This window comes from Burkholderia aenigmatica (genome assembly GCF_902499175.1).
Taxonomy (GTDB): domain Bacteria; phylum Pseudomonadota; class Gammaproteobacteria; order Burkholderiales; family Burkholderiaceae; genus Burkholderia; species Burkholderia aenigmatica.
Map to the genome: position 1 here is coordinate 174,744 of NZ_CABVQC010000003.1, position 22,834 is coordinate 197,577.

Here is a 22,834-nt window from a genome sequence, read left to right on the forward strand (position 1 = left end):
ATGAAAATAACAATCAGCTTCCAAATGTTTAGTTTTGTTTGTAAACAGAAAGATTTGCCGCCTCGACCGAGCGCCCCGAATGAGTGCCCGCCCAGGCAATCATCAGTCGATTGATTTTAAACAATCCGACCCTGAGTAGCCCAAAAATGCAACGCTCGGCATCGACATTCGCTGAACCCCAAGCGCAACAAGGCAACCCGCCAAACCGACCCACTTCATAGCAACCGAATTGCACTCCAGGCAAACGTTCTCGTGCTTCGCCAGGTTGCGCCCCAATCGCCACCGCCTATCCCGAAAACCTCCGTGTTTTCCCTCGGTCGACCGGCATTTTTGACAGACGATTTAAAAACGCCCATATAATTTCGACTGCCTTGCCAACGGCTGTCGGACCATCCCTCCGATCAAGCGGTTTGGCAAGCGGGGCAGGCGAAACGCTTGCGCAATGCAAGACGCATCACGATGTCTTTCCGAACCAGACGTCCCCTTTGGGGACTGCAAGAGCCGGGCCCCGCTACGCAACATTCCGCCGGAGTTCCGTCTTCTATGTGTCTCGGGCGTGTCCCATGTCCTCGCCCCGGGTGCTGTTCGATTGCGCAAGTCATGCCGCCTTTGCCCGTATGACTAACAACATCGAGGAGCTCCTGATGACGCTGTCCCGTCTTACGTCCATTTCCGTCGCCACCGTGCTGTTCGCCGCCGGCGCCGCCGCCGCGCAAGCGGAAACCGTGAAGATCGCCATCGCTGGTCCGATGAGCGGTTCGGTCGCCCAATACGGCGACATGGTGAAGGCCGGCGCGCTGACCGCGATCGAGCAGGTCAACGCCGCAGGCGGCGCGGGCGGCAACAAGTTTGAAGTCGTGATGATGGACGACGCATGCGAACCGAAGCAGGCCGTCGCCGTCGCCAACAAGATCGTCAGCCAGAAGATCAAGTTCGTGATCGGCCACGTGTGCTCGGGTTCGACGATCCCCGCGTCCGACATCTACGAGAACGAAGGCATCGTGATGGTCACGCCGTCGGCCACCGCGCCGCAGCTGACGGAAGGCAAGAAGCGCCACTTCATCTTCCGCACGATCGGTCGTGACGACCAGCAAGGCCCGGCCGCCGCGCACTTCATCATCAACAACGTGAAGCCGAAGAAGGTCGCGGTGCTGCACGACAAGCAGTCGTACGGCCAGGGCATCGCATCGTCGGTGAAGAAGGACCTCGAAGCCGCGAAGATCCCGGTCGTGCTGTTCGAAGGCATCAACGCCGGCGATTCGGACTACTCGGCGATCATCACGAAGCTGAAGTCGCAAGGCGTCGATTTCGTCTACTTCGGCGGCTACCACCCGGAAATGGGCCTGCTGATGCGCCAGGCGCGCGAGCAGGGCGTGAAGGCCACGTTCATGGGGCCTGAAGGCGTAGGCAACAAGGACGTGACGGCGATCGCCGGCCCGGCCTCGGAAGGCATGCTCGTCACGCTGCCGGCCGACTTCTCGGCCGATCCGGCCAACGCGGGCCTCGTGAAGGCATTCGCGGACAAGAAGCGCGATCCGAACGGCCCGTTCCAGATGCCTGCGTACGCAGCGGTGAAGATCATCGCCGACTCGATCGCAGGAGCGAAGTCGACCGATCCGACCAAGGTCGCCGCGTACATGCACAAGACGACGTTCGACACGCCGATCGGCAAGGTCGCGTATGACGCCCAGGGCGACCTGAAGGCGTTCAAGTTCGTCGTGTACACGTGGCACAAGGACGCGACGAAGACCGCCGCCAAGTAAGACGGAGTACCCGCCCGCGCATTCCGCCCTGTCCGCGACCCGGACGGGGCGGGTGCGTATTGTCCGCGCATCTGCCCATTGCGCGGCCACGGGGCGGCCCGAGACGACACCGTGCGTTGCGCGCGGCCGCGCCGTGATCCGGCGACGGCAGGCGACATGGCGCCAACGGGAGCTTCCCGCACATGACTGACTTCTTTCCGCAATTCGCCCAGCAACTGGTCAACGGCCTGACGCTGGGTGCGATCTATGCGTTGATCGCCATCGGCTATTCGATGGTCTACGGCATCATCGGCATGATCAACTTCGCCCACGGCGAGATCTACATGATCGGCGCGTACGTGGGCCTCGTCACACTCACTGCAATCGGCATCTCCGCCGGCTATCCGCTGCCGCTCGTGCTCGGCGCCGCACTGATCGTGTCGGTGATCGTCACCGGGCTGTACGGCTTCGCGGTCGAGCGCGTCGCGTATCGGCCGCTGCGCGGCGGCCCGCGTCTCGTGCCGCTGATCTCCGCGATCGGCATGTCGATCTTCCTGCAGAACTACGTGCAGATCGGCCAGGGCGCGCGCGACGTGTCCGTGCCGGTGCTGATCTCCGGCGCGTTCGACATCCATCTCGGCGGCGACTTCGACGTGACCATTCCGTATGCGCGCCTCTTGATCGTCTGCGTGACGATCGTGCTGATGATCGCGCTCACGCTGTTCATCTCGCATTCGCGGATGGGTCGTGCGTGCCGCGCGTGCGCCGAGGACATGAAGATGGCGAACCTGCTCGGCATCGACACGAACCGCGTGATCTCGTTCACGTTCGTGCTCGGCGCGATGCTGGCCGCCGTCGGCGGCGTGCTGATTGGGCTGACGATCGGCAAGCTGAATCCGTATATCGGCTTCGTCGCGGGCATCAAGGCGTTTACCGCCGCGGTGCTCGGCGGGATCGGCAGCATTCCGGGTGCGATGCTCGGTGGCGTGCTGCTGGGCCTCGCGGAAACCTTCGCAGCGGGCTACATGCCGGCCGAGTACAAGGACGTCGTCGCGTTCGGCCTGCTCGTGCTGATCCTGCTCTTCCGCCCGACCGGCCTGCTCGGCAAGTCGGACATCGAAAAGGTTTGAGGGAGACGCAGATGAGTCAAGTCATTTCCGTTCGCCGCCCGGCCGCCGATGCTTCGATCGGCCAGACGCTGAAAAATGCCGTGGCCGCCGCGTTCCTGACGGCGATCCTCACGATTCCGGTGCTCGGGCTGCAGCTGAAGCTCGACGGCTATCAGGTGGTGCTCACGCCGCATTGGCGGCCGGTGTGGATCGCGGTCGCGGCCGTGTTCCTGTTCCAGTTGTTCAAGCCGTGGCTCGTGCGCGCGAAATCGGCGGTGAAGCTGCCGGCGATGCCCGCGATGGGCGCGCAGCAGCAGCGCGTGATCGTATGGGTGCTGCTCGCGGTCGGGCTCGTGTGGCCGTTCTTCGGCTCGCGCGGCGCGGTGGACGTCGCGACGCTCGCGCTGATCTACGTGATCCTCGGCCTCGGGCTGAACATCGTGGTCGGTTTCGCGGGGCTGCTGGATCTCGGCTACGTCGGGTTCTACGCGGTGGGCGGCTACACGTACGCGATGCTGAACCAGTATTTCGGGCTCACGTTCTGGGAGTGCCTGCCGCTCGCCGCGATCGCGGCCGCGACGTTCGGCTTCCTGCTCGGCTTCCCGGTGCTGCGGCTGCGCGGCGACTATCTCGCGATCGTCACGCTCGGCTTCGGCGAAATCATCCGCCTGATGGCGAACAACCTGACGAGCCTCACGGGCGGCCCGGACGGCATCTCGGGCATTCCGAAGCCGACCGTGTTCGGCTACGAGATGGCGCGCAGCGCGAGCGTCGAAGGCGCGAAGACGTTCCATGAGCTGATCGGGCTGGAATACAGCGGCGACCACGTCGTCATCTTCCTGTACCTGATCGCGCTCGTGCTCGTCGGCTTCACGCTGTTCGTCACGAGCCGCCTGATCCGCATGCCGATGGGCCGCGCATGGGAAGCGCTGCGCGACGACGAAATCGCATGCCGTTCGCTGGGTCTCAACCCGACGCGCATCAAGCTGTCGGCGTTCACGCTCGGCGCCGCGTTCGCGGGCATCGGCGGCGCGTTCTTCGCGGCGCGTCAGGGTCTCGTGAATCCTGAATCGTTCACCTTCATCGAATCGGCGCTGATCCTCGCGATCGTCGTGCTCGGCGGGATGGGCTCGCAGCTCGGCGTGATTCTCGCGGCGATCCTGCTGACCGTGCTGCCGGAAGTCGCGCGCGGCTTCGCCGAGTACCGGATGCTGATCTTCGGTCTCGTGATGGTGTTGATGATGATGTGGCGTCCGCAGGGCCTGCTGCCCGCGAGCCGTCCCCACGTGGAGCTGCCGCAATGAGCGCGAATGCAGAACTGTTGAAGGTCGCCGGGCTGCAGATGCGCTTCGGCGGGTTGCTCGCGGTGGACGGCATCGATTTCGACGTGCGTCGCGACGAGGTGTTCGCGATCATCGGGCCGAACGGCGCGGGCAAGACCACGGTGTTCAACTGCGTCGGCGGCTTCTACAAGCCGACCGGCGGCGACGTCGTGCTCGACGGCCACGCGATCGGCGGGCTGCCGAGCCACAAGATCGCGTTGAAGGGCCTGGTGCGGACGTTCCAGAACATCCGCCTGTTCAAGTCGCTGACCGTCGTCGAGAACCTGCTCGTCGCGCAGCATCGCAAGGTGAAGGCGGGGCTGCTGCACGGCCTGTTCGCGACGCCGGCCTATCGTCATGCCGAGAAGGAAGCGCTCGAACGCGCGGCGGTGTGGCTCGACCGGATGGGGCTGACGTCGGTGGCCAACCGGCCGGCCGGCACGCTGTCGTACGGGCACCAGCGGCGTCTGGAGATCGCGCGCTGCATGATCACCGAGCCGCGCCTGCTGATGCTCGACGAGCCGGCGGCCGGTCTCAACCCGCAGGAGAAGATCGAGCTGCAGCACCTGATCGACAAGCTGCGCCGCGAGTTCGGCGTATCGGTGCTGCTGATCGAACACGACATGAGCCTCGTGATGGGCGTATCGGACCGCATCCTCGTGATGGAGCACGGCCGGCCGATCGTGATCGGCACGCCGGAAGCGGTCCGCAACGACCCGCGCGTGATCAAGGCGTATCTGGGGGAAGAGTGATGCTGAAGCTGGAACAGGTCCATACGCACTACGGCGCGGTCGAAGCGCTCTCGGGCGTGTCGATCGAGGTGAACAAGGGCGAGATCGTCACGCTGATCGGCAGCAACGGCGCCGGCAAGACGACGCTGATGATGACCGTGTGCGGCACGCCGCGCGCATCGTCGGGCCGTGTGCTGTTCGAGGGCAAGGACATCACCGGGATGTCGACGCACCAGATCATGCGGCAGGGGATGGCGATCTCGCCGGAAGGGCGGCGCGTGTTCCCGAGCCTGACGGTGCTCGAAAACCTGAAGATGGGCGGCTTCTTCGCGAGCCGTCACGAGATCGACGACGGCATCGAGCACGTGTTCAAGCTGTTTCCGCGCCTGAAGGAGCGCGCGACGCAGCGGGCCGGGACGATGTCGGGCGGCGAGCAGCAGATGCTGGCGATCGGCCGCGCGCTGATGAGCAAGCCGCGCCTGCTGCTGCTCGATGAGCCGACGCTCGGCCTCGCGCCGCTCGTGATCGCGCAGATCTTCGACATCATCCGCATGATTCGCGACGAAGGCGTCACGGTGTTCCTCGTCGAGCAGAACGCGAACAAGGCGCTCGGCGTGGCCGATCGCGGCTACGTGCTCGAAACGGGGCGCGTGGTGCTCGCGGATACGGGCGCGAACCTGCTCGCGAACGACCGGATCAAGCAGGCTTACCTCGGCGGGTGACGCCGGATGCCGCCGGCCTGCAACGGGCCGGCGGTGCTTCTTCTTTCGCTTTCTCATGCAAGGCCGGTTCCCGGCCTTGTCTTCACAGTCCGATCCTGAACGTGCTTTTCAATATGTCGCGCAGATGCAGCGCGGCACGATTGCTGTCGTCCGTCAGGATGGTGATCAGGTGCGGCGGGAGATCGGGCAGCACGATCCCGGCGACGTGGCTCGTCAGGTTGCCGGACACGCGATCGTGTTCGATGAGGCCGACCGCGAGGCCGTTGGCGATACACGCCTCGACTGCCGGCGAACTGGCGCTCTCGAGCAGCATCCGGTGCGCGATCTTCGCTTTCTTCAGCGCGTTCAGCGCGGTCTCGCGGTACGGGCAGCCCTGCAGTTGCACGGCGATCGGCAGCGGCGCGTCGGGATTGAACTTGAAGGTTCGCGCGGCTACCCACACCGGATGCGTCTTGCTGAGCAACTCGCCGTGCGGCGGCACTTTCGGCACCACGGCGATCGTGATGTCCAGCTGCCCGCGGGCGAACAGCGACTGCAGCTCCTCGCTGGCGCGCGCTTCGACGGTCAGTTCGAGCAGCGGCCGGTCGGCGGCGAAGCGCGGCAGGAATTCCGCCATGAAGTGCGCGGCGTACGAATCGGGGATGCCGAGGCGCAACTTGCCGGTCAGCATCTGCGGCGACAGCGATTCGACGAGCCGGTCGTGGCTCAGCAGAAACTCGGTGGTGTCGCTCAGCAGCTTGTGGCCGAACTGGGTGAGTTCGACGGCCTGGTTGTTTCGCGTAAACAAGCGCTGCGCAACCATTTCCTCGAGCTTCTGAATCTGCGCGGTGACCGACGACGGGCTGCGATTCACATGAACGGCCGCATCCTTGAAGCGGCCGAGTTTCGCGACGGCGTGGAAGGTGCGCAGCAGGTCGACGTCCAGGGTACGCGGCATGATTTGGTTTTTCCGAATCAGTGATTCAGGTAATGTCGATTGACGGAATTATTGGGCATCCCATATTCTCGGGTCAACAGGCAGGCGACGGCAGGGAACAGCTGGGCATGCGGCACACCGACGGCCCCCGCGTCGTGCTGAACATCGTGCCGTCGGATCGATCCGGCCACGACGGCGGAAACCTTCTGTTCTACGAATCGACCGCGGAGACGTTCGACCGCCACGATCGCGAACGCCGGCATTCCGCACACTATCGTCAACTGGCTGGCGCTGCAGCTTGCCCTCAGGGACGCCGCCGAATGGCAGTGCCGGCGCCTCGGGCTCGAACCGATTCGCCCGGAGGATCCGGAAGACCCGCGCCTGTCCCCGCTAACCTTCTGAGAACCGTCGCCCCATGCAGCTATTCCTGCTCCAGCTCGTTTTCGTGTTGTCGTGGAGTTCCGGCTTCATCGGCGCCAAGCTCGGCGCGGAGACGGCCGGCGCGTTCAACCTGCTGTTCTGGCGGTTCCTGCTCGTCACGCTCTGTCTGGCGATCGTCCTCAACCGGCAGCTCGGGCGCCTGACGTGGGAGAAGTTCCGCTATCACGCGGTGATCGGCTTCCTGTCGCAGTTTCTCTATCTGGCCTGTGTGTACGTGGCGATTCAGCATGGCCTGCCGCCCGGCATCGCCGCGATCGTCGCCGCGTTGCAGCCGCTCATCACGGCCGCGATGACGGCGTTGGAAGGCAGCGAGCGCAGCGGGGCGCGCCAGTGGGCCGGGCTCGTCGTCGGGTTCGTCGGCGTGGGGATCGTGATCGGCGGGCAATATGCGCTGCCGGCCGGGTCGGTCGGGCTCGTCATGTACCTGCTGCCGCTGGTGTCCGCGCTGGGGCTGTCGATCGCGACGATCTATCAGCGCCGCCGTGCGTTGACGGCCGCGCGCAGCAACGAGGACGGGCTGTTCCTGCCGCTGTTCGTGCAGGGCTGCGTGAGCCTCGTGCTGTTCGCGGCGTGCGGGATCGTCACGGGCGACCTGCATGTGCCGACCCAGCCGAACGTGTGGGTCTCCGTCGTGTGGCTGACGGTGTTCTCGACCTTCATCGCGTACCTGTCGTTGTGGGCGCTGCTCAAGCGCATGCCCGCGACGCGCGTGGCAACCCTCGTCTATCTCGAGCCGCCGGTGACGCTGACCTGGGCCGCGTGGATGTTCGGCGACCGGATCGAGGTGTCGACCTATCTCGGCATCGTCGTCGTCGCGATCGGCGTGTGGCTGGCCGGCAAGCAGGGCGAGCGGCCGGCGCGGGCGCGGCGGGCGGACATGGAGGCGGCCGGCCGCTGACGCCCCTGGTTGCGCGCGCGGTTCCGGTGTAGCGTCGCGGTACTGTCACGCCCCGTGAAGGAACCCGATGAAAGTCAAACGGATCGTCGCCAACATCGACACGCGATCGGTCGACGACGCAAAGCGCTTCTACCAGCGGATCTTCGGCCTTGACCTGCTGATGGACCACGGCTGGATCGCGACCTACGGCAACGACGAGCAGATGGACGTGCAGATCAGCTTCGCATCGCAGGGCGGGGCGGGTACGCCGACGCCCGATCTGTCGATCGAGGTCGACGACGTCGATGAAGCGCTCGCGCGCGTGCAGGCGGCCGGGATTCCGGTGGAATACGGCCCGGCCGACGAGCCGTGGGGCGTGCGGCGGTTCTACGTGCGCGATCCGTTCGGCAAGCTCGTCAACGTGCTCGCGCATCGCTGATCCGCCACGCGAAGGCGGCTGCGGCGTTCACGCATGCAACGCCAGCCCCTTCACCGCTTTTTCCACCGCCTTCTTCGGCCCGCGCAGCGCCAGCCCGACGAGGTCGAGATGCTCGGCATCCCCCGCACGAAACACCTCGCGGTTGGCCGCGTCGTGTCCGGTCGAAAACATCGCGTGCACGTAGGGCACGATCGTGAGTTCGCGCGACAGCGCCTGCCGATGCGCGGCCTGCAGCCCGTTCAGATCGGCCGCGAACACCAGCATCGGCTGGCCCAGCATGCGGCCGTAGCGGCGGCCCGCCGCGTCCTCGTATGGCTCGCCGAGCGCTTCAGGCGCTTCGGCCGCGACCCCCGTCGCGAGAAATGCGACGACGTTGAGTTTCTGCCACGCCGCGAGATCGTCGCGCACGATCAGCGCCACCTTCGTATCGAACATGATTGCTCCTCATAGAGACGCTCATGATCGGATGCGGTGCGCGATCAGTCTGGAACGTTTGTGCAGAGTTGCCGGTACGCGGCCGGCGTGATCCGGTAGGCGCGGCGGAACCACCGGCCCAGGTGGCTCTGGTCGGCGAAGCCGACGTCCGCGGCCGCCTGCGCGGGCGTGCGGCCGGCGGCCAGCAGCCGGCGCGCGGCGCGCAGCCGCAAGCGCACCAGGTACGCGTGCGGCGACGTGCCGAACGCACGCTGGAACAGCCGCGTCAGCCGGAACCGGTCGATTCCGGCGACGCTGGCCAGCTCGTCGAGACCGACGTTGCCGTCCATGCGTTCATGCAGCAGATCGCGCACGCGCGCGATCGCGGGGGGCACGATGCCGATTTCCAGCGAGAGCGGGGTGCGCAGTTCGCCACCGAGCCGCATCAGCAGGCGGTCGAGCGTCTGGTCGCGCGCGAGCTTGCCTTCGTTGTAGTGGATCGCGAGAAACGCGTGCCGGATCGCGTCGACGAGGCCGCGATCGTCGACGAGCGTATGGCCGAACGACGCCTCGACACCGCAGAGCCCCGGCAGGTCGAGCCGGCGCGCGGCACGCTCGACCCATGCTTGCGGCAGGTACAGCATCCCGTAGGTGAAGCCGCCGGATTCGGGCGCATGGCCGTCGTGCAGCGCGCCCGGCTCGATCAGGATCGCGCGGCCCGGCACGCTCGTGTGTACCGACCGATGGCACTGGAATTGCTGCACGCCTTGTTCGGTGAAGCCGACCAGCATGTCGTCGTGATCGTGCGCGTCGTACGCATGGCCGGTGAAATGCGCGTGCAGGCTCTCGATGCCGGTTTCCATATCGCGCCGCGCGACGAGCCAGTGGCCGGGCTCGCCGGCAGGTTGCGCCGCTATCGTCATCGCTTGCCTCGCGGGTTGTCGTTGCCTGCCCGTCAGTGTACGCAGGTCGCGGGCGCCGGGCGGGCCGGCCACGCGGTTGCTTGCATCCTTCCGATCCTTCGTCTCGCCCCATGATAAGATCGCGCGCTTTCCGCGCCGGCACCGTCTGCCCGACGGCCGCGGGCCGCTAACGAACCCGCGAGGATTGCATGTCACAGATCATCGTCGAAGGCCTGGCGAAGACCTACCGCATCGCGGAGCGGCAGCCCGGCATGCTTGGGCTGCTGCGCCGCCGCTGGCGTGAAGTCGAAGCGCTCAAGGACGTCAGCTTCAGCCTGCGGCGCGGCGAGCTGCTCGGTTTCATCGGGCCCAACGGGGCCGGCAAGTCGACCACCATCAAGATCCTGTCCGGCATCCTGCGGCCGACTTCCGGCAAGGTGGTCATCGACGGCCGCGTGCCGTTCGACGACCGCATCGCGCACGTCGCGCGCATCGGCGCGGTGTTCGGGCAGCGCAGCCAGTTGTGGTGGGACCTGCCCGTCATCGACGGCTTCGACCTGCTGCGCGACATCTATCGCGTCGATCCCGGCGCCTACCGCCGCACGCGCGACGCGCTCGTCGCGATGCTGCGCCTCGACAGCCTGCTCGACCAGCCGGTACGCCAGTTGTCGCTCGGGCAACGGATGCGCGCCGAAATTGCCGCGGCGCTGCTGCATGAGCCGCCGATCCTGTTTCTCGACGAGCCGACCATCGGCCTCGATGCGCCGTCGAAGCTCGCGGTGCGCGAATTCGTCAAGATGCTGAACCGCGAGCGCGGCGTGACCGTGTTGCTGACGACGCATGACATGCACGACATCGAGGCGCTCGCGGAGCGCGTGATCGTCATCGGGCATGGCCGCGTGCTGGCCGACCAGCCGTTCGACGCGCTGCGCGCCGGCGTGCTGTCCGACCGCCGCATCCTGGTCGACTTCGCGGACGAAGCACCGGCGCTCGACATTGCCGGTACGCAGTTGCTGCGACGCGAGGGGCGCACGGCCGAGCTCGCGTTCGATCCGGGCGTCATCGGTGCGCCCGCGCTCGTCGCGCGCATCGCGGCCGAGCATGCGGTCGAGGACATCCGTGTCGAGCAGCCGGCGATCGAGGAGGTCATCGCGCGCTTCTACCGCCTGCATGGCGCGACGGAAGCCTGAGCCGATGGACGTCCTGCGCCCGTACGCCGCGGCCTTCTCGGCACGCTTCAAGACCCTGCTCCAGTATCGCGCGGCCGCCCTCGCGGGCTTCACGACGCAATGCTGGTGGGGCGCGCTCAAGGTGATGATCTATGCGGCGTTCTATCGTCACGCGACGCACGCGCATGCATCGATGACGCTCGAGCAGGTGACGACCTACACGTGGATCGCGCAGGCGCTGTTCGCGCTGCTGCCGTGGGCCGGCGACCCCGATGTCGCGGCCGCGGTGCGGACCGGCGCGGTCAGCTATGACCGGCTGCGCCCGGTCGATACGTACACGTGGTGGTACGTGCGGGCGATGGCGTGGATGAGCGCGCGGGCGCTGCCGCGGGTCCTGCTGATGTTCGTCGCGGCGGCGATCGTGCTGCCGCTCGCCGGGTTCGGCGAATGGGCCTGGCAGCCGCCGGCGGACGCCGCGCGGGCCGCGCTGTTCGTCGTGTCCGTGATGCTGATGATCGGGCTCGCCGCCGCGTTCGTGATGCTGCTCAACCTGTGTATCGCCGCGACGCTGACCGATCGCGGGATCAATACGCTCGCGCCCGCGTTCGTGATCCTGTTCTCGGGCAACCTGATTCCGCTCGGCCTGTTTCCGGACTGGCTGCAGCCGCTGCTGATCGCCCAGCCGTTCGCCGGGATGCTCGACATCCCGTCGCGGATCTACATCGGCACGCTGAGCGGGGGCGCGGCCTGGGCCGGGCTCGCGCTGCAGGCGTTCTGGATCGTCGCCTTCGTCGCGCTGGGGCGCACGGCGATGCACCGCGTGATGGCGCGGCTTCACCTGCAGGGAGGCTGAACCGATGAATACCGCCCGCCTGCTGTCCCGCTACTTCGCCACCTCGATCCGCGCCCAGCTCCAGTATCCGGCTTCGAGCCTGATGCTCGGCGCGGGCACGTTCCTGACGACCCTGATCGAACTGGTCGGCATCTGGGCACTGTTCGACCGCTTCGGCGACGTGCAGGGCTGGCGCTTCGGCGACATCTGCATGTTCTTCGGGATGGTCAGCGTCAGCTTTGCGATCGCCGATTTCATCAGCCGCGGGTTCGACGTGTTCGGCAGCGACTTCATCCGCACGGGCGATTTCGACCGCCTGCTGCTGCGCCCACGCACGGCCACGTTGCAACTGATCGGCCATGACTTTCGGTTGCGCGTGATCGGGCGGCTGCTGCAGGGCATCGTCGTGCTGGTCGTCGCGACGCGCGCGCTCGATTTCGACTGGAACGCCACGGCGATCGCGCTGGCCCTGTGGACGATCGCCGGCGGCGTCGCGCTGTTCTTCGGGCTGATGGTGCTGCAGGCCACGCTCGCGTTCTGGACCGTCGAGAGCCTGGAAGTCGTCAATGTCGTCACGTACGGCGGCGTTCAGGCCGCGCAGTTCCCGATCAGTCTTTATGCGGGCTGGCTCCGTCATTTCCTGACGTTCGTCGTGCCGATCGCGTGCATCGCGTACTTCCCGGTGCTGGCGATCCTCGGCAAGCCCGATCCGCTCGGCGCGCCGGGCTGGTTCTTGCCGCTCGCGCCGGCGGTTGCGTTCGTGTTCCTCGGCGCGTGCTTCGTCGCGTGGCGGTTCGGGGTGCGCAAATATACGTCGACGGGTACCTGAGCGGCGCGCGAGCGCCCGTGATGCGCGACGCGCCACTGCCGGCGCGTCACGCGCGACTTGCGTCGACACCGAAGCGCGTCGATCGATCGGGAATCCGGATCTCGTTTCCGTCGCGCCAGGCCGTCGAACCGGCGCGACGGAACGTGCCGCAGCGGAACGTGCCGCAGCGGGGCAGGGCGTTGCCGCACGCCGCTACAGCGCACGTGCGATCGCCTGCTCCAGCAGCGACAGGCCGAGGTCGATCTCTTCCTCGCTGACCGTCAGCGGCGGCGCGATCCGGAACACGCCGCCCATGCCGGGCAACTGCACGATGTTCATGCTGAGCCCGAGATTCATGCATTCGCGCGTGATCTTCGCGCCGAGCCCGTCCGCCGGTTCCTTCGTGCGGCGATCCTTGACGATCTCGACGCCGAGCAGCAGCCCGCGTCCGCGCACGTCGCCGATGCAGTCGAAGCGTTCCATCAGGTCGAGCAGGCCGCGCCGGAGCCGGTCGCCCATCAGGTTCGCCCGTGCGACGAGTCCGTCGCGCTGCACCACGTCCAGCACGCGCAGGCCGACGGCCGCCGGCAGCGGATCCGACACGTGCGTCGTGTAGAACAGGTAGCCGAGTTCATGCGCGCGTTCCTCGATCTGCGCGGACGTGACGATCGCCGCGAGCGGCAGCCCGGCGCCGAGCGTCTTCGATAGCGTCAGGATGTCGGGCGTCACGCCGTCGCGCTGGCACGCGAACATCGTGCCGGTGCGCCCGACGCCGGTCTGTGCCTCGTCGAGGATCAGCAGCATCCCGCGTTCCTCGCACTTGCGCTTGAGCGCTGCCATATAACCTTCCGGCAATTCGATGATCCCGCCCGAACTGAGGATCGGCTCCGCAATGAAGGCCGCGAGGTTGCCGCTCGACTGGCGATCGATCAGGTCGAACGCGTAGTCGAGTTCGGCGAGGAAGTCGGTGGTGCCGTTGCGCTCGAAGCGCGGCCGGTACGCGAACGGCGCCGGAATCGCGAACGAACCGACGGCGGCCGGGCCGACACCCTTGCGGCCGGCGCTGTACGTGGCCGACGCGGCCGCGCCCGTCATCCCGTGCCACGACTGCGCGAAGCCGACGATCTCGTACTTGCCGGTGACGAGCTTCGCCATCCGGATCGCCGCTTCGTTCGATTCCGCGCCGGTGCTGAGCAAGAGCGCGCGATCGAGCCCGGCGGGCGTGATGTCGGCGAGGCGCGTCGCGAGGTCGACGACCGGCCGCGACAGCATTCCGCTGAACAGGTGGTCGAGCTTGCCCGCGTATTCGCCGATCACGGACACGATCTCCGGATGGCTGTGGCCGAGTACCGCGCTCATCTGGCCCGACGTGAAATCGAGGATCGCGCGGCCGTCCGCGTCGTACACGAAGCTGCCTTTCGCGCGCTCGATGATCAGCGGCTCGAACGTGCCGCCGTAGCGGACCAGGTGCTGCCTGGCGTTGCGCCAGAAGGTCGGGTCGTCGTTCAGGGACATCGGGCGTCTCCAGACAAGGGGCAGGGAACAGGGGGCGCTTGCAGTCTAGGCGCGCGTCTGATTTGATGGAAACGAATAGTTCTTATGCAAGGTAGAAAAGGAGCTAATACCTTGGCACTTTCGCTCGAAATCGACCTGCTGCGCTCGTTCGTTGTGATCGCCGAGGTGCGCGCGCTCAGCCGCGCGGCTGCGCGGGTCGGCCGGACCCAATCCGCGCTCAGCCAGCAGATGAAGCGGCTCGAGGAGGTCGTCGATCAGCCGCTGTTCCAGCGCACCGGGCGCGGCGTGGTGCTGACCCATCCGGGCGAGCGGCTGCTTGTGCATGCGCAGCGCATCCTGCGGCTGCACGACGAGGCGATGGCCGACCTGTGCGGCACGGGGTTGTCGGGGACGATCCGCTTCGGGTGCCCGGACGATTACGCGGAGGTCTGGCTGCCTTCGCTGCTGCGGCAGTTTTCGAGCCAGCATCCGCAGGCGATCGTCGAAGTCGTATGCGGGCCGACGCCGCGGCTCGTCGAACAGCTGGAGAAACGCGCGGTCGACCTGGCGATGATTTCATTGCCGGACGATGGCGAGCACGACGACATCATTCGCCGCGAGCAACTGGTCTGGATCGGCTATCCGGGGCTCGAACCCGCGCATTTCGATCCGTTGCCGCTGGCGCTGTCCGATCGCGACACGCTCGATCACGTCGCGGCCTGCGATGCGCTCGATCGTGCCGGCCGCGATTACCGCGTCGCGTATGCGAGCAGCAGTCTCGCGGGGCTGATCGCGCTGGTGCGTTCGGGGCAGGCGTTCGCGGTGATGACGCAGACGGCGGTGCCGGCCGACCTGGCGATCGTCACCGGCGATCCGCGCTTGCCGCCGTTGCCGGCCGTGGGCATTGCGCTGAGGTTCGACCGCAAGCGGCCGTCGCATCTGACGGCGGCGTTCGCCGAGCATATCCGGCTCACCCTGCCGCTGTTGTGAGCCACGCGGCCGCCGCGATGACGGATCACTCGACCGTCGACGAGGCCGATATCTTTGCCGAGTCGCGAGCATCGGCCACCGCCGCTACATCGCGCACGTGGATCGCGCTGCCTGCCCGACAACCTGACCGGGACGGCCGGCGCCACGGAGGACCGGAGGATTGCACGCACCGACCCGGGGTCCCGGCAAGTTGTCAGAAAATGTAAATGAGAGGTATTATCATTTGCGCCAAGTGCCGCGACCGCGTCGTTTCTTTCGATGTCGCGGCCATTTCATTCGATCGGGCGCCTGTCGTGCGGCCCCGGCCCGGCCGGACCATCGGCCGGTTGCCGCCGGCGCGCGCCGGGCTGCGCGTGCCGCCTAACCAACGGACCTCCGATGAACTCGACCTCCTTCGCTTCGTCACGACGTCATCCGCCGGTGCTCGTCCCCGGTAATCATCCGGGCGTGATGCACATCGATGCGGGCATGAAACTCGTGAGCGGCACGCTGTGTTCGGACAGCCGCGATTGGTACGAGGAGCCGCTCGAAAAAGGGCTGAAGCTCGTCCTCGTGCAGAGCGGGCAGTTGCGCTGCCGCGTGCCGGGCCAGCCCGAGCAATGCATCAAGGGGCCGGGCCTGTGCGTGATCGCCAACGACGGCGAATTCACGACGCACCAGATCTACGATCGCGACATGCCGTTGCGTTACACGATCGTGCAGCTCGGTGTCGATGCGCTCGACCGCGACCTGAGCCTGCTGCCGGAGACGATGCTCGCGCCGACGGGCAGCGATCCGCGCATCGTCAGTTGCCCGGCGTCGAAGGCGCTGCAGGCGCTTGCGGTGCAGATTGCAACGTGTCAGTTCGAGGGCGCGGTGCGCGAGTACTACCTGAAGGCCAAGGCCTTCGAGCTGACCGCGCTGAGCGCGCAGTTGCTGGCGACGCAGCGGCAGTTCGCGCCGGCCGACGTGCGCGTCACGTCGTCGGACGTGGAGCGCGTGTATGCGGCGAGCGACATCCTGACGCGCGAGTTGCAGCAGCCGCCGACGCTCGACGCGCTCGCGGGCCGCGTCGGGATGAATTCGCGCAAGCTGACCGCCGGTTTCCGCAAGGTGTTCGGCGCGAGCGTGTATGCGTACCTGCAGGAATACCGGTTGCGGACCGCACACGCGATGCTGTGCGCGGAGGACGCGAACGTGTCGACCGTCGCGTACCGTGTCGGCTACAGCCCCGCGCATTTTTCGATTGCGTTCCGCAAGCGCTACGGGATTTCGCCGAGCGATATTCGTGCGTCGTCGAACGCGATTGACGACGTCGAACTGGCGCGCGCGGCAATCTAAAGCAACTGACCGGCAGCCTAAAACAATCGACCGTGCTCATGGGTGTGGGTGAGATAGATTTTCATCCACGGGTGGCCGCCGCCGAGCGGATCCGCCATCGAACGACCCATGCAAGGCGTGCTCATGAGCCAGACCGCTGTCGATGCCGGAATCGATCATTCCGGTCCTTCCTGTTTTTCTCCCATTACCTTTCGCTCGCCGTTCGTCGCGATGATCGCGGCGCTGCCGCTCGCCCGTTCGCGGAAAACGGTCCGCGCACCGCGCTTCAGCCGCGTCGCGCATACACCGGGCATGGCCGAACTCGCGTGCCTGCCGACGCGCAGCCGGCCGCAGGCGGCCGTGCGCGCGGTCGATCGGCTCGTGTCGGGCGAAGGGCTGCAGGCGTGCAACCCGCGCAGCAGCGACGTGACGCGCGTCTGGCGGCACCTGGCCACGCAGCTCGGCTTTCCGGAGCAACTGCCGGGCAACGCGTGCGCGGCCAGGCTCGGCATGCTGCTGGAGCGTGCCGCATGAAGGGGCCGTTGCTTTCGATGTTGCGGCCGTTCGCGGTGCCGCTCGCGGCGGCGGTCGTGCTGCAGGCGCTGGCGGGTGTCGCATCGCTCGTGCCGTGGCTCGCGCTCGGCCGGGTCGCCGACGCGTGGCGCGCGACGGCGCAGCTCGACGCGACGGCACGCGGCTGGCTCATCGCGGCCGTGGTGGCCGGTGCGGGCTGGCTGGGCGGCCAGACGATCGCGCTGCACCTGACGCATCGCGTCGACGCCGATCTCGCCGATCGCTTGCGCAGGCGCCTCGCCGATCATCTGCAGCGCTTGCCGCTCGGCTGGTTTGCGCGCGCGGGCAGCGATCGCGTCGCGCGTCACGTCGACCAGGACGTGCGCGCGCTGCACCAACTCGTCGCGCATGCGCCGGCCGACCTCACGCAACTGATCGTCGTGCCGTGTGCAGCGCTCGCATGCCTGCTTTACCTGAATCCCGTGCTGCTCGCATGGGCGCTCGTGCCGCTCGTCGCGGGGGCCGCGCTGTTCCGCTGGATGCGTTCAGTGCGGTTCGCACCGGCCGTCGCGGCGCGCAACGCGGCGCTCGAACAACTGATGGGCGATTACGCACAGCTCGCGCAGAACCCGGCGCTCGTGCGGCAGTATCCGGGCGCCGGCATCGAGGCGGCCGCGCTGGCGTCGACCGGGCGCTTCGAGCAGGCGTTTTCAGCGTGGGTCGGCCGCGTCGGCGGGCCGGGCGCCTGCACGCAGGTGCTGCTCGGCACGCCATTCCTGCTTGCCTGGGTCGTATTCGGTGCGACGTGGCTGACGGCCGGCCGTCAGCCGGTCGGCGAACTGTGCGTGTTCGCGCTGCTGATCTGGGCAGTCGCCGCGCCGGTGCGTGCGCTCGGCCACGGTGCCGACGCACTGCGCGAAGCGCGCGCGGCCGCCGCACGCCTCGATGCGTTGCTCGCCCAGCCTGGCTTGCCCGAGCCAGTCGATGGCGCTGCACAGGTGCCACGCGACGCGTCGGTCGAACTGAGCGGCGTGAGTATCGACATCGACGGCGCGCCGATCCTGCGCGATATCGACGCGACGATCGCGGACGGCACGACCACCGCGATCGTCGGGCCATCGGGCGCGGGCAAGAGCACGCTGCTGATGCTGCTCGCGCGCTTCATGGATCCGGACCGCGGCACGGTGCGGCTCGGCGGCGCCGATCTGCGGCGGCTCGCGTCGGATACGCGGCGCGAGCAGGTGGCGATGGTGTTCCAGCAGGCCGCCGCACTCGACGCGTCGATTGCGACGAACATCGCGCTTTACCGGCCGGACGCCGATCGCAACGCGATTCGCGCAGCCGCGCGCGCAGCCTGCCTCGACGAACGCATCGACGCGTTGCCGGGCGGCTACGACTGCGTGTGCGGGCGCGACGTGCGGCTGTCCGGCGGCGAACTGCAGCGGCTGGCGATTGCGCGCGCGCTGCTGTCGCGCGCACCGGTGCTGCTGCTCGACGAACCGGCCTCGGCACTCGATCCGCAAACCGGGCGCGCGTTGCGCAATGCGTTGCGCGGCGACGCGCGCACGCGCGTGATCGTCAGCCACGATCTCGACGCGATCCGGCATGCGGACCAGATTCTCGTGATGGATCGCGGCCGCATCGTCGAGCGCGGCAGGCATGCGGCGCTGCTGGCCGCGCGCGGGCTGTATGCGCGGCTATGGAGCGAACGCGGCGCCGCGGGCGGGGAGGCCGCCTGATGATGAAGTCGCTCAAACGTTTGCAGTGCTTGCCATCCGAAACGCGTCGCGCACTGTGGCGCGGCGCCGGCTGGGCGGTGGCGGCCGCGTTGCTCGACGGCGCCTGCGGGTTGCTGCTCGTGCCGTTGATCCGCGCATGGTTCGCCGGCGTGCACGCGGCCGTGCTGCACTGGACGATCGCGCTCGGCGCGCTGACGCTGTGCCACGCACTCGTGCTGTACGTCGCGCAACGCGGCGGCTATCGCGCGGGCGGCGCGCTCGCGGCCGGTCTCGTCGAACGCCTCGTGCGGCACCTGCCGCGCATCGCGTCGTGGCAGGCCGTGCGCGACACGCATCCGGCCGGGCTGTTGCGCGGGCCGGTCATGCAGGCGATGGGGATTCCGGCGCACCTGCTCGGGCCGTTGATCGGCGCGGTCGTGACACCGCTCGCAGTCGTCGCGGGGCTCGCATGGATCGACTGGCGCATCGCGCTGTGCCTTGCGGCGGCGGCCGTGCTGCTGTTCGCGCTGCTCGAACGCGGTGGCACCCGCACGCTCGCGTTCGAGCAATCGCGCGCATCAGGCGATCGCGACATGGCCGTGCAGCTTCAGACCTTCGCCGCGCATCAGGGGCTGTTGCGCTTCGCGGGCCAGGAAGGCGACGCGCGCGCGGCTTTGCAGCACGCGTTCGACGAGCAGCATCGCCGCACGCGTGCGCTGATGCGGCGCTCGCTGCCGATCGAACTCGGCTTCGCGGGCGCGGTGCAGGGCGTGTTCGTCGCGATGCTGGTCGGCGGCACGTGGGCCGTCTCGACCGGCCGGCTCGATGCCGCGACGGCCGTGGCGGTGCTCGTGCTGCTCGTGCGCTTCATCGAGCCGCTCGCGCAGCTCACGCAGCTCGACCAGGCGCTGCGCGGCGGCTGGCGCGCGCTCGACACCGTGCTCGCGGTGCTGCACGCGCCGCGTTTCGACAGCCCCGAGCGCGGCACGCCGGTACACGATGCGAGTGTCGACGCGGTTCGCGTCGGCTACCGGTCGGCCACCGGCGCGACGTTGCTCGACGGCGTCGACCTTCATTGCCCGGCGGGCGGCTTCGTCGCGATCGTCGGCCCTACGGGGGCCGGGAAGAGCACGCTGCTGGGCCTGCTCGCGCGGCTCGACGATCCGGACGCCGGGCGCGTGCTGCTCGGCCGCACCGACGTGCGGCACCTGAGCGAGGCGACGCTCGCCGCGACGCGCAACCTCGTGTTCCAGGATAACGGGCTGTTTCGCGGCAGCCTCGCGTGGAACGTGCGGATGGGCCGGCCGGACGCGTCCAGTGACGAACTGCGCGCCGCGCTGGACGCGGTCGGCCTGCTGCGCGACGCCGAGCGATTGCCGGACGGGCTCGAATCCGACGTGGGGCCGGGCGGCCAGTTGTTGTCGGGCGGGCAGCGTCAGCGTGTGTGCCTGGCGCGCGCGCTGCTGGCGCGTGCGCCGGTGCTGATGTTCGACGAGCCGACCGCGAGCCTCGACGAGCTGAGCGCGCGTCGCGTGCGCGACAGTCTCGTCGCGCTGCGCGGGCAGCGCACGCGCGTCGTCGTCACGCACCAGCCGGCGCTCGCGGCCGCCGCCGACACGATCGTCGTGCTCGACGGGGGCCGGGTGCGGGCGACCGGCACGCATGCGCAGCTGGTCGAGACCGATGCGTGGTACGCGACATTCGCCCGCGCCGGGCGGCCGCCCGACTCGGTCCCGCTCACCGATGCGGATACGGACGCGGATGCCCGGCCGGCCGAATCCGCGCACTGACGTGAACAATGCGATCCGGCGTGCCCGGAATCGATAGGAAAAGCCCCTCGATCGAAAAATCGCCCGCCGGTTCTATTTGATAATGAGAATGATTATCAAATACGGGGGCGTGAATGCGGTACGAGGTGCTGGAACCTGGGAGATCAAAGACGAAGGGCGCGTGCGTCGCCCGCTTCGGGCGAGGGCGCTGGCGTCCGTCGCTGTATCTCGGCTTGCTGATCGCCGCGCATCCGGCGGCGGCGTTCGCCGATACGGTGCCGGCGTCGGCAGCTGGCACGGAAGTCCGGAAGGAAGAGGCGACCGCCGTGAAGCCCGCCGCGGGTGAGCTGAAAGCGATTTCGGTGACCGCGTCGCGCGGCGTGGCCGACGATCCGTCGGTGGCGACGGTCGGCAAGATGCCGCTGGCGTTGCGGGAGATTCCGCAGTCGGTCAGCGTGACGACGCGCGAGCGGATCGACCAGCAGAACCTGTACTCGCTCGACGAGGTGATGCAGCAATCGGCGGGCGTGACGGTGCAGCCCTACGTGCTGCTCACCACCGCGTACTTCGTGCGCGGGTTCAAGGTCGATTCGTTCGAATTCGACGGTGTGCCGATCGTGATCGGCGACATGGCGAGCGCGCCGCAGGACATGTCGGTGTACGAGCGCGTGGAAATCCTGCGCGGCGCGAACGGCCTGCTGCACGGCTCGGGCAACCCGGCCGCGACGGTCAACCTCGTGCGCAAGCGGCCGCAGTACCAGTTCGCCGCGAATGCGAGCGTGAGCGTCGGCAGCTGGGACCGCTATCGCGCGGAAGCCGACATCGGCGGGCCGCTCAATGCGGCGGGCACCGTGCGCAGCCGGCTCGTCGCCGCCTACGAGGATCGTCACTTCTTCTACGATCACGCGAAGCAGGATACGCGGTCGATCTACAGCGTCACGGAAGTCGACGTGACGCGCGACACGCTGCTCACGTTCGGCGCGCAGTACCAGACGACCCGATCGGTGCCCGACATGTCCGGCGTGCCGATGGCGCGTGACGGATCGAGCCTCGGGCTGTCGCGCTCGACGTTCCTCGACACCGCGTGGGGCACCTTCGACTGGGACACGACGCGCGCGTTCGGTTCGGTCGAGCAGAAGCTCGGCGGCGGCTGGAAGGCGAAGGTGAGCGGCGAATACCAGAGCGTGCGCTCCGACCTGAAGTACGCGGGCTCGTTCGGCGCGATCGATCCGGCGACCGGCGCGGGCGGCGCGCTGACGGGCGGCGCGTACCGGTTCAGCACCTACAGCCGCAGCCTCGATGCGAACGTGCAGGGCCCGGTGCATGCGTTCGGGCTCACGCACGACCTGATGTTCGGCGTGACCTACGCGAACAGCAGCAGCGGGCAGATGTCGGCGCAACTGCTCGGCGACGTGTCCGGCACGCCGGTGAACGTGTACCGCTGGAACCCGGACAGCGTGCCCGAGCCGGGCGTCGGCCCGTACCAGCAGTCGCAGCAGAACGACGTTTCGCAGAAGGGCGTGTACGGGCTCGGCCGCATCAAGCTCGCGGAACCCGTCACGCTCGTGCTCGGCGGCCGCATGAGCTGGTGGAACCAGGACAGCCTCGGCGCGCACTACAACACCGGCCACCAGTTCACGCCGTACGGCGGGCTGATCTGGGATTTCGCGCGCGACTGGTCGTGGTACGCGAGCTATGCGGAAGTGTTCCAGCCGCAAACCAAGTCGATGTGGGGCGGCGGCATCCTGACGCCGGTGAAGGGGCGCACTTACGAGACCGGCGTGAAGGGCGAGCTGGCGGGCGGCAAGCTGAACGTGTCGCTCGCGGCGTTCCGCATCGATCTCGACAACAACCCGCAGGTCGATCTCGCGCATCCGTGCGCGGGGCCGAACTGCTACTACGTTAACGGCGGCAGCGTGCGCAGCCAGGGCTTCGAGTTCGAGGCGAACGGCCGCATCACGCCGTGGTGGAGCGTGTGGGCGAGCTACACGTACGACACGATGAGCTATGCCGACAACCTCGCGAACGCGGGCTCGTTCGCGCCGCTGCTGAACCCGCGCCACCTGTTCCGGCTGTGGACCAACTACGACCTGCCGTGGCAGGAGCGGCGCTGGAGCGTCGGCGGCGGCGTGCAGGTGCAGAGCAACTACTCGGCGCAGGCGAACGGCGTCACGCTGAGCCAGGGCGGCTACGCGCTCGCGAGCGTGCGGCTCGGCTACCGCTACGACAAGCACTGGAGCGCGGCGCTCAACGTCAACAACCTGTTCGACCGCAAGTACTACCTGAGCCTGAGCCAGCCCGGCTGGAACAACCGTTACGGAGAACCGCGCAACGTGATGCTGACCGTGCGCGGGCAGTTCTGATGGCGGGCGGCTGGGGGACGCGGGCGGCGCTCGCGATCGGCGGCGTGCTGCCGGGCGCGGTCGCGCTCGCGGTCACGCTGGCCCGTCATTACCCGGCCGACGGCCTGAACCGGCTCTATGCGGCCGTGTTGCTGTCGCTTGCCGCGAGCGTCGCCGCGCTGCTGTGGGTGCTCGTCGCACCCGGGCGGCGCCAGGCCGTGTGGCGCGCGGGGGCCTGGCTCGCGGTGCTCGTGCCGTGCGCGATGTTCTGGGGAGGGCGCTGAC

General features: G+C 67.9%; 20 protein-coding genes and 2 pseudogenes. 18 read left to right on the plus strand and 4 right to left on the minus strand.

Annotated elements, in window-relative coordinates; genetic code table 11:
- Window positions 1-644 precede the first annotated feature (644 nt).
- The 5 genes from BDO18943_RS03735 (at window position 645) to BDO18943_RS03755 (ending at window position 5,626) form a co-directional block, all read left to right on the plus strand.
- Window positions 645-1,763, plus strand: a complete 1,119-nt coding sequence (locus tag BDO18943_RS03735; protein ID WP_175021276.1) for a branched-chain amino acid ABC transporter substrate-binding protein — start codon at window positions 645-647, stop codon at window positions 1,761-1,763.
- A 182-nt stretch (window positions 1,764-1,945) separates the two neighbouring features.
- Entirely contained in the window at window positions 1,946-2,872 is a 927-nt protein-coding gene (gene livH, locus BDO18943_RS03740; RefSeq protein ID WP_043180281.1) for a high-affinity branched-chain amino acid ABC transporter permease LivH, read from the plus strand.
- A gap of 11 nt (window positions 2,873-2,883) precedes the next feature.
- The gene (locus BDO18943_RS03745) at window positions 2,884-4,155 is read left to right on the plus strand and encodes a high-affinity branched-chain amino acid ABC transporter permease LivM (protein WP_043180279.1); all 1,272 of its coding nucleotides are present in this window, start codon (window positions 2,884-2,886) and stop codon (window positions 4,153-4,155) included.
- Complete coding sequence (livG, locus tag BDO18943_RS03750; protein WP_043180278.1) at window positions 4,152-4,925, plus strand: high-affinity branched-chain amino acid ABC transporter ATP-binding protein LivG; 774 nt, start codon at window positions 4,152-4,154, stop codon at window positions 4,923-4,925. The genes BDO18943_RS03745 and livG overlap by 4 nt, the downstream gene beginning before the upstream one ends.
- Entirely contained in the window at window positions 4,925-5,626 is a 702-nt protein-coding gene (locus BDO18943_RS03755; RefSeq protein WP_175021277.1) for an ABC transporter ATP-binding protein, read from the plus strand. Before livG ends, BDO18943_RS03755 begins: the two co-directional genes overlap by 1 nt.
- Before the next feature lie 82 nt (window positions 5,627-5,708).
- On the opposite strand, the gene BDO18943_RS03760 is transcribed toward BDO18943_RS03755, so the two are convergent.
- Window positions 5,709-6,563 (minus strand): LysR substrate-binding domain-containing protein, encoded by an 855-nt coding sequence (locus BDO18943_RS03760; protein WP_175021278.1) that lies wholly within the window; start codon window positions 6,561-6,563, stop codon window positions 5,709-5,711.
- 86 nt (window positions 6,564-6,649) lie between these two features.
- Between BDO18943_RS03760 and BDO18943_RS42520 the strand changes: the two are divergent.
- From BDO18943_RS42520 to BDO18943_RS03770, 3 genes and pseudogenes are all read left to right on the plus strand, one after another.
- A pseudogene (locus tag BDO18943_RS42520) lies at window positions 6,650-6,944 on the plus strand (2OG-Fe(II) oxygenase); the annotation flags it as partial.
- A gap of 13 nt (window positions 6,945-6,957) precedes the next feature.
- On the plus strand, window positions 6,958-7,881 hold the full coding sequence (locus BDO18943_RS03765) for a DMT family transporter (RefSeq protein WP_175021279.1): 924 nt from the start codon (window positions 6,958-6,960) through the stop codon (window positions 7,879-7,881).
- A 67-nt stretch (window positions 7,882-7,948) separates the two neighbouring features.
- Window positions 7,949-8,299 carry a VOC family protein gene (locus BDO18943_RS03770; protein ID WP_175021280.1) on the plus strand — a complete coding sequence of 117 codons (351 nt, stop codon included), beginning with the start codon at window positions 7,949-7,951 and terminating at the stop codon, window positions 8,297-8,299.
- A 27-nt stretch (window positions 8,300-8,326) separates the two neighbouring features.
- Here the strand turns inward: BDO18943_RS03770 and BDO18943_RS03775 are convergent, their stop codons facing one another.
- Window positions 8,327-8,734 carry a DUF2000 domain-containing protein gene (locus BDO18943_RS03775; protein ID WP_175021281.1) on the minus strand — a complete coding sequence of 136 codons (408 nt, stop codon included), beginning with the start codon at window positions 8,732-8,734 and terminating at the stop codon, window positions 8,327-8,329.
- 44 nt (window positions 8,735-8,778) lie between these two features.
- The gene (locus tag BDO18943_RS03780; RefSeq protein ID WP_175021282.1) at window positions 8,779-9,636 is read right to left on the minus strand and encodes an AraC family transcriptional regulator; all 858 of its coding nucleotides are present in this window, start codon (window positions 9,634-9,636) and stop codon (window positions 8,779-8,781) included.
- Window positions 9,637-9,824: 188 nt separating this feature from the next.
- On the opposite strand from BDO18943_RS03780, the gene BDO18943_RS03785 reads away from it, so the two are divergent.
- From BDO18943_RS03785 to BDO18943_RS03795, 3 genes are read left to right on the plus strand one after another with little or no spacing between them, the layout of a single operon-like run.
- The gene (locus BDO18943_RS03785) at window positions 9,825-10,805 is read left to right on the plus strand and encodes an ABC transporter ATP-binding protein (protein WP_175021283.1); all 981 of its coding nucleotides are present in this window, start codon (window positions 9,825-9,827) and stop codon (window positions 10,803-10,805) included.
- Between the two features lie 4 nt (window positions 10,806-10,809).
- On the plus strand, window positions 10,810-11,637 hold the full coding sequence (locus BDO18943_RS03790; protein ID WP_175021284.1) for an ABC transporter permease: 828 nt from the start codon (window positions 10,810-10,812) through the stop codon (window positions 11,635-11,637).
- Window positions 11,638-11,641: 4 nt separating this feature from the next.
- Window positions 11,642-12,445 (plus strand): ABC transporter permease, encoded by an 804-nt coding sequence (locus BDO18943_RS03795; protein ID WP_175021285.1) that lies wholly within the window; start codon window positions 11,642-11,644, stop codon window positions 12,443-12,445.
- A gap of 192 nt (window positions 12,446-12,637) precedes the next feature.
- Here BDO18943_RS03795 and BDO18943_RS03800 read toward each other — a convergent pair whose 3' ends face one another.
- Window positions 12,638-13,939, minus strand: a complete 1,302-nt coding sequence (locus tag BDO18943_RS03800) for an aspartate aminotransferase family protein (RefSeq protein ID WP_175021286.1) — start codon at window positions 13,937-13,939, stop codon at window positions 12,638-12,640.
- 84 nt (window positions 13,940-14,023) lie between these two features.
- Between BDO18943_RS03800 and BDO18943_RS03805 the strand changes: the two genes are divergently transcribed.
- The 7 genes and pseudogenes from BDO18943_RS03805 to BDO18943_RS03835 all read left to right on the plus strand — a co-directional run bounded on the left by BDO18943_RS03805 (window position 14,024) and on the right by BDO18943_RS03835 (window position 22,833).
- Entirely contained in the window at window positions 14,024-14,908 is an 885-nt protein-coding gene (locus tag BDO18943_RS03805; RefSeq protein WP_175021287.1) for a LysR family transcriptional regulator, read from the plus strand.
- Window positions 14,909-15,286: 378 nt separating this feature from the next.
- Window positions 15,287-16,228, plus strand: coding sequence for a helix-turn-helix transcriptional regulator (locus tag BDO18943_RS03810; protein WP_175021288.1), 942 nt, complete (start codon window positions 15,287-15,289; stop codon window positions 16,226-16,228).
- Window positions 16,229-16,546: 318 nt separating this feature from the next.
- Window positions 16,547-16,741, plus strand: a pseudogene (locus tag BDO18943_RS43040) (oxidoreductase); the annotation flags it as partial.
- A complete protein-coding gene (locus BDO18943_RS03820) occupies window positions 16,738-18,459 on the plus strand; it encodes an ABC transporter ATP-binding protein (protein ID WP_175021289.1) in 1,722 nt (573 codons plus the stop codon). The pseudogene BDO18943_RS43040 and the gene BDO18943_RS03820, both read left to right, overlap by 4 nt.
- Window positions 18,459-20,228, plus strand: coding sequence for an ABC transporter ATP-binding protein (locus BDO18943_RS03825; protein ID WP_175021290.1), 1,770 nt, complete (start codon window positions 18,459-18,461; stop codon window positions 20,226-20,228). The genes BDO18943_RS03820 and BDO18943_RS03825 overlap by 1 nt, the downstream gene beginning before the upstream one ends.
- Window positions 20,229-20,341: 113 nt before the next feature.
- The gene (locus tag BDO18943_RS03830; protein WP_235995794.1) at window positions 20,342-22,570 is read left to right on the plus strand and encodes a TonB-dependent siderophore receptor; all 2,229 of its coding nucleotides are present in this window, start codon (window positions 20,342-20,344) and stop codon (window positions 22,568-22,570) included.
- Window positions 22,570-22,833 carry a hypothetical protein gene (locus tag BDO18943_RS03835; protein WP_175021291.1) on the plus strand — a complete coding sequence of 88 codons (264 nt, stop codon included), beginning with the start codon at window positions 22,570-22,572 and terminating at the stop codon, window positions 22,831-22,833. The genes BDO18943_RS03830 and BDO18943_RS03835 overlap by 1 nt, the downstream gene beginning before the upstream one ends.
- Window position 22,834: the final 1 nt, after the last annotated feature.